The 12231-nt window shown below is 46.3% G+C and carries 12 protein-coding genes; 9 read left to right on the forward strand and 3 right to left on the reverse strand.

Annotated features, from left to right (window positions below):
• Positions 1 to 100 precede the first annotated feature (100 nt).
• The 5 genes from A0126_RS04220 (at position 101) to A0126_RS04240 (ending at position 4171) form a co-directional block, all read left to right on the forward strand.
• Positions 101 to 1000 (forward strand): deoxyribonuclease IV, encoded by a 900-nt coding sequence (locus tag A0126_RS04220; RefSeq protein WP_088836565.1) that lies wholly within the window; start codon positions 101 to 103, stop codon positions 998 to 1000.
• A 19-nt stretch (positions 1001 to 1019) separates the two neighbouring features.
• Positions 1020 to 1634, forward strand: coding sequence for a hypothetical protein (locus tag A0126_RS04225; protein ID WP_088836566.1), 615 nt, complete (start codon positions 1020 to 1022; stop codon positions 1632 to 1634).
• A gap of 128 nt (positions 1635 to 1762) precedes the next feature.
• Positions 1763 to 1999: a FeoA family protein gene (locus A0126_RS04230; protein WP_029332956.1), complete on the forward strand. Its 237-nt coding sequence runs from the start codon at positions 1763 to 1765 to the stop codon at positions 1997 to 1999.
• A complete protein-coding gene (gene feoB, locus A0126_RS04235; RefSeq protein ID WP_088836567.1) occupies positions 1996 to 3972 on the forward strand; it encodes a ferrous iron transport protein B in 1977 nt (658 codons plus the stop codon). The genes A0126_RS04230 and feoB overlap by 4 nt, the downstream gene beginning before the upstream one ends.
• 16 nt (positions 3973 to 3988) lie before the next feature.
• Complete coding sequence (locus tag A0126_RS04240) at positions 3989 to 4171, forward strand: FeoB-associated Cys-rich membrane protein (RefSeq protein ID WP_088836568.1); 183 nt, start codon at positions 3989 to 3991, stop codon at positions 4169 to 4171.
• Positions 4172 to 4225: 54 nt separating this feature from the next.
• Here the strand turns inward: A0126_RS04240 and A0126_RS04245 are convergent, their stop codons facing one another.
• From A0126_RS04245 to A0126_RS04255, 3 genes are all read right to left on the reverse strand, one after another.
• Positions 4226 to 4399: a XapX domain-containing protein gene (locus A0126_RS04245; RefSeq protein ID WP_014969827.1), complete on the reverse strand. Its 174-nt coding sequence runs from the start codon at positions 4397 to 4399 to the stop codon at positions 4226 to 4228.
• Positions 4400 to 4474: 75 nt separating this feature from the next.
• A complete protein-coding gene (locus tag A0126_RS04250; protein ID WP_088836569.1) occupies positions 4475 to 6634 on the reverse strand; it encodes an RNA degradosome polyphosphate kinase in 2160 nt (719 codons plus the stop codon).
• Positions 6631 to 8169 (reverse strand): Ppx/GppA phosphatase family protein, encoded by a 1539-nt coding sequence (locus A0126_RS04255; RefSeq protein WP_088836570.1) that lies wholly within the window; start codon positions 8167 to 8169, stop codon positions 6631 to 6633. Before A0126_RS04255 ends, A0126_RS04250 begins: the two co-directional genes overlap by 4 nt.
• A gap of 217 nt (positions 8170 to 8386) precedes the next feature.
• Between A0126_RS04255 and A0126_RS04260 the strand changes: the two genes are divergently transcribed.
• From A0126_RS04260 to A0126_RS04275, 4 genes are all read left to right on the forward strand, one after another.
• Entirely contained in the window at positions 8387 to 9154 is a 768-nt protein-coding gene (locus A0126_RS04260) for a metal ABC transporter ATP-binding protein (protein ID WP_088836571.1), read from the forward strand.
• Entirely contained in the window at positions 9151 to 10020 is an 870-nt protein-coding gene (locus A0126_RS04265) for a metal ABC transporter permease (protein WP_029332962.1), read from the forward strand. Before A0126_RS04260 ends, A0126_RS04265 begins: the two co-directional genes overlap by 4 nt.
• Positions 9992 to 10417, forward strand: coding sequence for a Fur family transcriptional regulator (locus A0126_RS04270; RefSeq protein WP_029332963.1), 426 nt, complete (start codon positions 9992 to 9994; stop codon positions 10415 to 10417). The genes A0126_RS04265 and A0126_RS04270 overlap by 29 nt, the downstream gene beginning before the upstream one ends.
• Positions 10418 to 10602: 185 nt before the next feature.
• Positions 10603 to 12039, forward strand: coding sequence for an NAD(P)H-hydrate dehydratase (locus tag A0126_RS04275; protein ID WP_088838441.1), 1437 nt, complete (start codon positions 10603 to 10605; stop codon positions 12037 to 12039).
• Positions 12040 to 12231 lie beyond the last annotated feature (192 nt).

The following is a 12231-nucleotide window of genomic DNA, read 5'->3' on the forward strand; positions in this document are numbered from 1 at the left end:
CGTTTCCCTACGGATGAGAAGAAGCTTCTCGTCCTAGGGATTTTTTGTTTTTTTTCCGACGTTTGGTACAATGTAAGTAGAGCGAAAGGTGGAATACAGGATGAAAATTGGTTCACACGTCTCCTTATCGGGGAAAAAGATGTTACTTGGTGCAAGTGAGGAAGCGGCGTCATATGGCGCGACAACGATGATGGTGTATACAGGAGCACCTCAAAATACACGAAGAAAACCGATTGAGGAATTACGGATTGCAGAAGGATTATTGCACATGGAGGCAAATGGGATTGAAGAGATTGTCGTCCATGCCCCTTATATCATCAATCTTGGCAATACGACGAAACCGGAAACCTTTGAATTAGCCGTATCATTCTTGGCAGAAGAAATTCGACGCGCGGAAGCACTTGAAAAGGCGCAACATATCGTCTTACACCCTGGTGCCCATGTCGGTGCCGGTGAGGATATCGGAATTAAACGAATCATCGAAGGATTGAACGAAGTCTTATCTGGAAATGAAAAAGTAAAAATCGCACTCGAAACGATGGCAGGGAAAGGGTCTGAAATCGGGAAGACGTTTGAAGAATTGGCACAAATCATTGATGGGGTCACACACAACGACCGCTTGTCGATTTGCCTCGATACGTGTCACGTCCATGATGCAGGATATGACATCGTCCACGATTTAGACGGGGTACTCGAACGGTTTGACCGGGTCGTCGGTCTCGATCGCCTTGGTGTCATCCACGTTAATGACTCGAAAAACGTCCGTGGTGCGAAAAAAGACCGTCATGAAAACATCGGTTTTGGTGAAATTGGATTTGACACATTACATCGGATCGTCCATCATCAAGCGCTTGCTCATTTACCAAAAATTTTAGAGACACCGTATATCGGGCTTGATCCGAAAAAGAAAGTGGCACCCTATAAAGAAGAAATCGCGATGTTGCGGTCAGGGAACTTTGATGCAGAGTGGCGATTACCGCTCATCGGAACATCCATTTAAACGAGAGAGGTGTAAGGACGTGTGCCATCTACTAGTCGTTGATGAATCAGATTTTGCTTTACGGCAGGCGGTCGTTCATTATTATGAAACGAAGGAACCCTTTTATTTACCAGCAGATTTAGAAGCGGGTGAAGAAGTTTTTTTAGCGACAAAAATGGGGATAATCGCTTATGCGGAAACGTTGTTCAGTGAATATACGACACGCCCATCTGATCCTCACTGGCGAGTAGAGGCAGACGGAGTCGAGCGGACATACGCGTGTCTTGATTTAATTAGCGTCGACTTACATCATCCGTTACTTGGCACACCACTGACAGATTTGAAGGTTGAATCGGGGATGGTTCAGGTGAGTGTTCGTCAACGCCTTGTCGAAGCGTGGCAGTACGGGTATTTCGAAACCGACGTTACGACGATTGAGGAAGCGAAGCAACGCAGGCAGGAGAAATTTCATGAGCGGAATCATATCGGTCAGTTAGCGGAAGCTTGCGAACATTGTGGACAAAAAAACCAGTCCATTTTAGAGTGGCATCAGGAAAACAATCAGTTCCTGACGCTCTGTCCTTCATGCCATCGTTTAGCTCATCAAAGGTCTGAGTCCTTGATCGATGTTGCGGCAACCTCAGATGAACCGTAAGAAAGTTGATAGTGACAAGATGTTCACACATCGAATCACTACCAGCTTTTTTTTATTATAGAAAAACGTGTTATAATCAACAATGATAATTGTTATCAATGAAAAATGTATCAGATGGGGGAACCATAATGATTGATTTAGCAACGATTCCAATCAACAAACCCGTTGTTATGACCAACTTAAATAAAATCGAGGATCGATTACGAAGACGCTTACTCGCGCTTGGTTTTTATGAAGGTTGTCCAGTCGTCGTCAAGAGACGGGCGAGCTTTCAAGGTCCTTTGACAATAGAACAAAGAGATCATCATCAAATGATTGCGATTCGGCGCAGCGATGCAAAAAAGATTGAGGTGTATTCACCATGACGCAACGGATTGCTTTACTCGGTAACCCGAACACGGGGAAGACGTCATTATTTAACCGCTTGACCGGATCATATGCCCATGTCGGCAACTGGTCGGGGGTAACGGTTGATAAAAAAATCGGGAAATTACACGGTGGGCGGGGACAGCTAGTCGATTTGCCCGGCGTCTACGATTTGGACCCGCTATCGGCCGATGAAGCGGTCGTCGCCCGTTTTTTAATGGAAGAACAATTCGACGCCATGATTAATATCATCGATGCATCGCAGTTAGAGCGGAACTTGCAATTGACGGCACAGCTGCTTGAGATTGGAAAACCACTTCAAATTGGATTGAATATGATTGACGTCGCGACTAATCGGGGAACACAGATTGATGCGAGGGCACTCGCGACGGCACTTGGGGTAGAAATATTTCCGATTGTCGCTCGGACTGGAGACGGCTGTGATGTCTTATTAACATCACTCAAGACAGAAGCCGTTACTCCACTGCATATTGACTACGGAGAGGCAACGGAACAGGCGATTACAGAAATTATGGAACAAGCAACGCTGCAATTGAACGAACGCTGGATGGCTGTTCAATACTTGGCTGGGAATCGTGTTTTTGTCGAACACCTGGAGCGACGTTCGTCTTCAATTATCGAAATTCGAAAACAACTCGAAGCTCAACTCGGTCGTTTCATTCATGCCCACATTACAGAGTGTCGCCGAAACTGGGCAATCGCGATGCGAGCGAGTGCTGTCGTCGAGGAGAAGACGGATCAAAAAACGTGGACCGACCGGATTGATGCAGTCGTTACGCATCCGATTTTCGGGTTACCAATCTTTTTCGCCGTACTGTATGGATTATTTCATATCACGTTTAATTGGGTCGGCTCTCCGTTATCGGACCTCTTATCGGCCTTCATCGAAGGACCGCTCTCAGCAGGTGTTGTATGGATACTAAGTGCAATCGGGGCATCTGGATTCATTCAAGATTTATTAATTGATGGCGTCATTGCAGGGGTCGGTGGTGTATTAGTGTTTGTCCCGCAAATCTTCGTCTTGTTTTTCTTCATCTCGTTTCTCGAAGATTCAGGGTACATGGCCCGCGTCGCGATCGTCATGGACCGTTTCATGCAAATGGTTGGCTTGAACGGGAAAAGTTTTATTCCGATGATCATCGGCTTCGGCTGTAACGTTCCTGGTATCATGGCAGCACGTTCGGTCGAAGAAGAGCGGGAACGACTGGTGACGATTTTCATCTCACCGTTCATGTCTTGCTCGGCCCGACTGCCGATTTATGCCGTATTCGCCGGTAGCTTTTTTGCGAGTAATCAAGCATTGATTGTCTTATCACTTTATATTTTAGGAATCGTACTTGCGCTGATTGCGGCAAAAGTATTTTCAAAAATCCTAGCGGCCGAAGATGCGACAAGTCTCTTCATGGTCGAACAACCACCATACCGGGTACCGCAATGGTTGACGTTATGGCGGAGTACATGGCAAAAAGGAAAAGGGTTTGTTCGAAAAGCCGGTACGTTCATCTTTGGGGGATCAGTCGTCATTTGGTTGCTCGCTTATACGGGACCAGCTGGATTCGATGTCAATATGAATGATAGTTTTCTCGCGATGATTGGTGGAGTGATTGCAATGCTCCTCGTTCCAATCGGCTTTGGGACATGGCAGGCAGGTGCTGCCTTAATTACCGGATTTTTGGCGAAGGAAGTCGTTGTTTCAACGATGGCAATCATCTATGCCGTCAATGAATCAGAACTCGGTCGTCAGTTGTCAGGGCAGTTCACGCCACTCAGTGCCTATAGTTTCATGGCATTCGTATTACTGTATGTTCCGTGTCTCGCGACCGTCGCCGTCATTCGACGTGAAGTCGGAAGCGCGAAGCTGACGTGGGTTGCAAGTCTCTATGGATTGTTCGTCGCCTATGGTGTCTCCTTCGTCATTTATCAAACAGGGCTACTACTCGGTTTTTCATAAGCTTGGAGGGAATTACATGCATCTTGTCGATATTTTGATTGGATTGATAATCTTTGGATACGCAGGTTATTCTTTAGTTCGTTTTACGAAAAAGGCGAAAAAGGGAAAATGTGCGACGTGTGAAGTAGAACCAACGTGTAAAACAGCTTGTGATGATGTGAACTGGGATCATGTCATCGCCGAAGCATTGAAGAAATAAAAAAACGTTCGTCTCGTCCTAAAAAAGGGATGAGGCGAACGTTTTTTTGTTTCATTAAAACGGCCAACGATCGGCAACGAATAGAAATACTTTCATTCCGAGGAAGACACCAAAAATTCCGACGATTGCGGGGAAGACAGGTGGTGCCGGGATTGGTAATTTAAGAGCGGTAAAGACGACACCACAAATGATGCCGGCAAGTAGTGATAATAAAATTTGTTGTAGCATGAGTTCCAGTCCTTTCTTCATATAAAAAAACGCTTACACTTTCATTATATGAAGATGTCTGACGTTAAACAACATTTATTTTTGAGGTGATTGTGGCTCGAACGAGATTTTATCTTCCTTTCGTTCAATGGCAATCCATTTGTGTTCGAGTGGGTTTTCGAATGATGGTTTTGATTTTAATTTGTCGTTCGTATAATGTTGAATCAAGATTTGCGATTCACATGCTTGTTTACCACGCGTGACGTAAGCGTATTCTCCATCCGCCCCTTGTTCCCGTGCTTTGATATTGTCCGCCAGTGTCATCGCGAGGCAATCCTTCAAATACTCTTTATGATCTTCATCGATGATCGGAAATAAGATTTCAATGCGTTTGCGCATATTTCGTGTCATCCAGTCGGCACTCGAACAGTAAATCAGTTCTTCTCCGTTATGGTGGAAATAAAAGATTCGTGAGTGCTCCAAGTATCGATCGACGACAGACGTGACTCTGATGTTTTCTGAAACACCTTTTATTTGTGGACGGAGACAACAGACGCCACGGACAATCAGTTCGATGCGGACGCCGGCACGTGATGCTTGATAGAGCTTCGTGATGATTTCTTTTTCCGTCAAACTGTTCATCTTCGCGACGATTCGACCGTTGCCATGTTTTTTATGAAATTTGATTTCGTCATCAATCAATGATAAGAATTTTTCAAGCATCGAATTAGGGGACGTGTGGATCGCATTCCATTTCGGCTGTTCCCCGTATCCGGATAACCAGTTGAAGAAGTTTGTCGCATCTTCCGCTAATTGTTCGCGGACGGTCAATAGACCGATGTCGGTATAGAGTTTCGCCGTTGAATCGTTATAATTCCCCGTCCCGAGATGGACGAAGCGTTGAATTCGTCCTTCTTGAAGGCGGACGATCAAGGTGATCTTTGAGTGCGTCTTTAAGTCACTATACCCATAGATGACGTGAGCACCGACTTTTTCAAGTTGTTTTGCCCACTCGATGTTCTTCGCTTCGTCAAACCGGGCTTTCAGCTCGACGAGAACGGTAACCTGTTTCCCATTTTCGACGGCTGTCTTTAAAGCTTTAATGATAGGGGAGTCTCCTGAGACACGGTAAAGTGTTTGTTTGATTGCGAGTACGTTCGGATCATTAGCTGCCTGACCAATCAGACGGACGATTGGATCGAACGTATGGTACGGGTGATGTAACAAATAATCGCGTTGTAAAATCTGATCGAATAAGTTTTTCGATTGTTCGAGCGCAGGTGGTTCGACTGGCATGATCGTTTGATAGATCAAGTGGTCGTACTCGACACCGATTTGACTATAAAAGGCGAAAGCGAACGTTAAATCGATTGGACCGTCGACGGCGAAAATATCGCGATCTTGTAAGTCGAGCACGTCGCGCAACATGTTGAGTAGTTCTGTATTGATGGCATTTTTTTGAATCTCGAGACGAATCCCTACCCCCCACCGGCGTTTTTTTAATTCCTTTTCAATCAGTTTTAAAATGTCATGTGTCCCTTCTTCATGAAACGGGAGGTCGGCATTTCGCGTGATGCGAAATGGCATCGCAGACAGGACACGATAACCTTTAAAGAGCGAATCGATGAAGGAGATAATGACATCTTCGAGTAAGATGACGGCCGTCGTCTCTTCATCGTCGACCGGTAAATCGACGAAACGCGGTAAGACGGCAGGGACTTGGACGAGCGCTAAGTTCCGCTTTGAACCATCCTCTGCTTCGAGTGCAGTCGCGATATTGAGCGACTTCGATGATAACATCGGAAAGGGGCGATAGGCATCGACTGCGACCGGTGTCAGTACAGGGAAAACTTGATCACGGAAAAACGCTTTCACATATTCGGACTGAACTTCGTTTAATTCCTCGTGCTTTAAAAAGAAAATCGACTCTTTCTTTAAAGCAGTACTAATTTCCTTGAATGCCTCATATTGCTGTTCGACGAGCTCTTTTGTTTTCGCGGCAATTGCGCGCAGTTGTTGCTTCGGCGTCAACTGCTGTTTGTTTTCCGGCTTGTTGAACCCGGCCAGGACCTCATCCTTTAATCCACCGACACGTACCATATAAAATTCGTCCAAGTTGGAGCTGAAGATTCCTAAAAACTTCAATCGTTCCATCAACGGATTTCGTGTATCTAAGACTTCTCCGAGCACACGTTCATTAAACTGGAGCCAACTGATTTCGCGATTATTAAAGTAGTCTGGAGAATCGAATTTCATGAAGTAAGACTTCCTTTCGTTTGCAGTTCAATCGACTGGTCGATGACGCGTTCGAGATGTTTCTTTTGTTTTTCGGCTTTTTCGACTTCAAATCCATAATCATGATCACCCGTATCGAGCGTCAGGAGCAGGGCCTCGTTTTCAATGTGCAGTTCGACACTGTCGACGGCGCGACGCTCCGTCACGTCGAGTGCATCGGCAAGCTTAAGAAGTGATCCAAGCAAATCGAACCGCTCGATTGATTTATCGGAAAACCAATCTTTAAATGGTTTCAAGAGTTGTTGCATCCGTTTTGACGATGAATAAGAGCTGACGAGCGCGAGCGCAAGCCGATCTTTATGCGTCATGCCTTTCAAGTCCGTATTCGTCAATAAATAAAAGGTCTGGTTCGACCGCGTATCTGGATTGATATACTGTCCGCAGTAAAGCAGACGACTCGCTGAATCAAGTAATCGTAAATCGGCGGCGCGTTCCGGAATGATGTCGAGTGAGACGAGTTGACGATATAGTGATTTAGCGAGCGTGCCGAGGTAATTCATCCGGTCGCGATTGACTTTATAATCACTTTCGAGTTGAAACAGACTTTCTTCGCGGACGTTTTCAACACGGCGTTGGTTACCTTCGTGTAAGTCGTACTCATAGACGAGTCCTTCGCGCAAACCGTAGTTACTCATCACGAATTGGTCGGCCTCGATATGTAACGCGAGTTCGTGAATCGCAATCAGGGCAGGTAGGAAGATATCGACTCGATCTTTTGATAACCCTTCAATTTTCCCAAGGTGTTTTGGTGACTTGTCTTCAAGCTCGTCAACGAGTTTTCCGAGTTCTTTTGTCCGGACTTGATATTGATGGATCCCGTGAAGTGGATAATCGAGAGTCGACTGATGGATGCGGACGAAGTTTCGGGCAGAACCACCAACACCGATCAACGGCAATTTTTTTTCTTTAAGCCAAGGAATTTCAGCGAACTGCTCTTTTAAGAATTTAATCAATTTCTTTTGTTCACTTGAGGTCATCGTCTCACCGGAGATGAACTGGCGTGTCAACGTGACGGCTCCGAACGGAAAACTGTGATAGGCGACCATCTCGCGATTTTCGATCAACGTCACTTCCATCGAACCGCCGCCGATATCGACGGAATAACCATCTGTCAAGAAGGTCGAGTTAATGATGGCGAAATAGCCATAGTAGGCTTCTTGCTCGTCGGATAGGATACGCATCAAAAATGGAGTCGTCTGGTCAACGGTCTCAACGATCTCCTGGCGATTCGTGGCATTTCGAATGGCAGCTGTCGCGACGCAGAACGTTTCTTCGACGTTGTGCGTCAAACCGATTTCATGAAACCGTTGGAGTGTGTCAGATAAGATGTCGATGCCCGCTTGATCGAGTGCTCCGTCTTGATCGATATGAGCGGATAGTCGAGCGACCACCTTAACGTTAATTTTTTCGATATAGCGACCTGAATCGATCGGGTGAAAGATGACGTAACGGATCGAGTTCGATCCGATGTCGATGACTGCTAATTCGTTTTTCAAAGATATCCCGACTCCTTTCACATATAGTAAACTGTTCCCGAAACGATACGGTGAGAAACGGGAGTGTATCTTTCTTTATTGTACCTTGTGACTAACTGAAAAAACGATAACGTTTAAAAAAGTTACATCAGTTGCGTCAGTCAGGGAGCGGGGCTATAATGGAAAAGTTGATAAGACGTAATTATTCCGTTTTAAAAAACGGAAGGAGTGAAGACAAATGAATGAACCGATTATTGAGATTAATCAAGTAACGTACGATTACCCGGATCGCCGTGTATTGAACAATGTGTCATTCACAGTTGAGCAAGGACAATTTCTCGCCATTGTTGGCGAAAATGGATCCGGGAAGTCGACGTTAATTAAATGTATGCTTGGGCTGTTGAACCCGAAAGGATCGATTCGCCTGTTCGGACAAAATCAGTCGAATTTCAATGACTGGTGGCGGATCAGTTATGTCTCGCAAAAGGCGGCTTCGTTTAACTCCGGTTTTCCTGTGACGGTCGCTGAAGTCGTCGAAATGGGGCTGTACGCGAAAAAAGGGTTATTTCGCCGTGTAACGAAACAAGATCGTGAAAAAGTGAAAACGGCGCTTGAGACAGTCGGCATGTGGGAGCGGCGCGACTCGAAGGTCGGTGATTTATCGGGGGGACAACAACAACGCGTCTTTATCGCGCGTGCACTCGTCAATGATCCGGACTTGATGATTCTCGATGAACCGACAGTCGGTGTCGACCAGCGGTATGTCAAAGAATTTTATGAAATTTTAGAAGAACTACGACGTGATAAGAAGCGGACGTTTGTCCTCGTCACCCATGATATTCATTTTGTCAGTAAGCTCGTCACGGACGTCATTCATCTCGTGGACGGACGTCTTGGTTGCAACTGTGGTATTAAGGAATACTGGGAACTTGATGAGCAGACGATTCGTTCGCTTTACCCGGTACCGGGACGCGTGCTTATCCATGAAGGGGAGGGCGTCCAGTGATTGAAGCCTTTATGACATTAAAATTTTTACAGTACGCACTCGTCGCAGCAGTCTTGATTGGGTTTACGGCCCCGTTGATTGGGTCGTTCGTCGTCGTACGCCGGATGAGTCTCATCGCCGATGCCTTGTCTCACGTCACACTTGCTGGAATTGCACTCAGTCTGTTGATTTCAGGAATGGTCGCAAGTTTATCCGGTTTGAACCCTCTTTACTTAGGGATTGTGACGGCCGTCATCGCGGCGTTGACGATTGACTGGTTGCGCGCGAAATATAAACATTTTCAAGAACTTGCGATTCCGATCATCATGGCGACCGGGATGGGACTTGGGGCAATTTTTATCAGCTTGGCGAATGGATTTTCAATGGACTTAGTGTCCTTTTTGTTCGGAACGGTCTCGGCTGTCACATTGACGGATGTCTATACCATTTTAATCGTGACGGGAATCGTTATCTTGTTCGTCATCGCTTTTTATAAGGAATTACTTTTTTTATCCTTTGATGAAGAACAGGCGCGTGTCTCGGGTATTCGTTTACGTCTTGTGCATATCTTATTTATGATTGTCGTAGCGCTCGTCATTGCAATCAGTATGCGCGTCGTCGGCATTTTACTCGTCTCTAGTTTAATCACATTACCCGTCGCAGCGGCGCTTCGTTTTGCAAAAAGTTTCAAGACGACGATTTTGTTTGCGATCATCTTTGGTGAAGTCGCGACGGTCGCCGGGTTGATTCTTGCCTATCAATTCGATTTAGCACCTGGCGGAATGATTGTCATGCTTGCTGTTGCTGAACTCATCATCGTGATGTTAGTGGAACGGTTTTGGATTGGAGGAAAAACGCATGCAGAAACAGATCGAACAAGCGCGTGAACAAATGAAAGCTTCCGGATTTAAAGCAACGCCGAAGCGGCTTGATTTACTGGCGTATCTCTTTGAAGCGAACCGGTATGTCAGTGCTCGAGAAATCGCGGAAGAATTACGGACCTCTCATCCGTCGCTAAGTTACGATACGATTTACCGTAACTTAAACGACTTTGCGGAAATCAATATTTTAGAAACGACGGAACTCGACGGTGAAATGAAATATCGTGCTGCTTGTCAGTCGGGACAACATCATCATCATTTAATTTGTCGCGCTTGTGGAAAGACGCAAACGCTGAACGTGTGCCCGATGGAATTAATGTCACCAATCAAAGCGTCTGGTTTTGAGGTCGAAGATCATAAGTTTGAAATCTATGGTCGGTGTGCCGATTGCCAATCTGTCTGACTCAGAATAACTTCTTCTAGAGGATCATATGAGGATGAAGGGGAACAAGTTGATTTTGAACAAAACAATCAAGAAAAAGGGATTGCCATACTTAAGTGGGCAATCCCTTTTTTGGTTTCAGGATCGACTGCCTTTGTTGCATAGTTCGGTGGAAAACGGGAATAGGACGAACAGAGGTGATTGGAATGATCTATGATGCAAATGAAGCAAGACAAATTGATGAATGGGCACGGACGTCGGGGTTGCCGGTCGAAGTGCTGATGGAACGGGCCGGGCAACATGTCGCGGCCGAGATGAAGCAACGGCATACCAAGACGGACAGAATTTTAATCATTTGTGGGACAGGCAACAATGGAGGGGATGGATACGTCATCGCCCGTGAGCTGATTCGAGACGACTATGACGTGACGGTCCAAGCTCCGCTTGGTCCAACCAAGACGGAGACGGCACGGCTCCATGAAACGTATGCTGAAAAATTTGGTGTCGTCGCAGAGCCACCTTGTGGACAATATGATGTAATTATCGATGCGCTCTTCGGAACAGGGTTTGATCCGAAACGAATCAATGAGGTGACGGAAAAAACCTTTGACTTGGTGAAAGAACAGCGTCAGCAAGGAGCAATCGTTTATGCGATCGATGTACCAAGCGGAGTACCGTCTGATGCGGCAACCGATTTTTCTTTGGAAGCGGTTCAAGCGATGCAGACGTTTTGCCTCCACGCCTATAAACGGTCCGCCTTTTTACTGAAGACCGCACCGTTTTATGGAGATGTCGAGCTCGTCGATATCGGATTACCGAACGCAGCGGAATGGGAACTGTTCGAGGAACCGATCGACAGTTTGTTTGAACGGCAACACGATGGACATAAAGGGACCTATGGCACGGCACTTTTGATTGGCGGAAGCGAGACGATGCCGGGTTCGATTCAACTCGCGGCGCGGGCGGCTTTACGAACCGGTGTCGGAAAGTTACAGGTCGCAACAGTCGATTCAGCAAAAATTGGATTATTAATCAACGCGCCGGAAGCGATGGTGCTCAATCAGACGACGGAAACGATTCAAGCGATGCTTGATCAAGTGACGGCTGTCGGAATCGGACCGGGACTGACTTCGGATAAAGTAGCGGACTGGATTGAACTGGCTTTTACTAAAGATATTCCCGTTGTCCTCGATGCGGCGGCACTGATTCGCGAAGATTATCCAGAACGGCGAGCCCCAATCGTTGTAACCCCACATATCGGTGAGTTTGCCCGAATGACGAACAAAGCGGTCGCAGACATTCAAGATGATTTATTTGGAGCAGCGTCGGACTATGCGATGCTCCATCAAGTGACGGTTGTTTTGAAATCGCATGTCATTTTGGTCGCTAAACCGGACGGGGGAGGATACGTCATTTCCGGGGCATCGAGTGGACTTGCAAAAGGCGGCAGCGGCGATACGCTATTTGGCTTGATAACCAGTCTGCTCGCCCAACGTGACTACCACGATCAAGGATCGGTTGAGCATTTAATCGCCATGGGAGTCGCTTGGTATGCACGGGCTTCTAAGCGGATCGAACAACGCATCCATCCAAGTAGTATCGTTGCGACGGATTTGATTGATGAATTGGCACGACGAACCTAACCTTTTCTTAGCGTAGACAAAGTAATAGCGGGAGATAAAAGCGTCTATCTTTTTCGTTGCGTTCCTCGAGCGAGGTGGACAAAAACGTACTTTTCCCATAGGAGTCAACGAAAACGAAGCCTTTCAAACTGTGACGCAGTGAAAGACAAGTCATGCAAAGATTTAGAGCGCGTAGCGTCTGAATCGATTCCA

Source organism: Exiguobacterium sp. N4-1P, from assembly GCF_002214325.1.

What these genes read in the sequence shown, in the direction of transcription:
- A0126_RS04220 (WP_088836565.1), top strand. Translation starts at nt 101, where the DNA reads ATGAAAATTGGTTCACACGTCTCCTTATCGGGGAAAAAGATGTTACTT.
- A0126_RS04230 (WP_029332956.1), top strand. Translation starts at nt 1,763, where the DNA reads ATGATTGATTTAGCAACGATTCCAATCAACAAACCCGTTGTTATGACC.
- feoB (WP_088836567.1), top strand. Translation starts at nt 1,996, where the DNA reads ATGACGCAACGGATTGCTTTACTCGGTAACCCGAACACGGGGAAGACG.
- A0126_RS04240 (WP_088836568.1), top strand. Translation starts at nt 3,989, where the DNA reads ATGCATCTTGTCGATATTTTGATTGGATTGATAATCTTTGGATACGCA.
- A0126_RS04245 (WP_014969827.1), bottom strand. Translation starts at nt 4,399, where the DNA reads ATGCTACAACAAATTTTATTATCACTACTTGCCGGCATCATTTGTGGT.
- A0126_RS04250 (WP_088836569.1), bottom strand. Translation starts at nt 6,634, where the DNA reads ATGAAATTCGATTCTCCAGACTACTTTAATAATCGCGAAATCAGTTGG.
- A0126_RS04260 (WP_088836571.1), top strand. Translation starts at nt 8,387, where the DNA reads ATGAATGAACCGATTATTGAGATTAATCAAGTAACGTACGATTACCCG.
- A0126_RS04270 (WP_029332963.1), top strand. Translation starts at nt 9,992, where the DNA reads ATGCAGAAACAGATCGAACAAGCGCGTGAACAAATGAAAGCTTCCGGA.
- A0126_RS04275 (WP_088838441.1), top strand. Translation starts at nt 10,603, where the DNA reads ATGATCTATGATGCAAATGAAGCAAGACAAATTGATGAATGGGCACGG.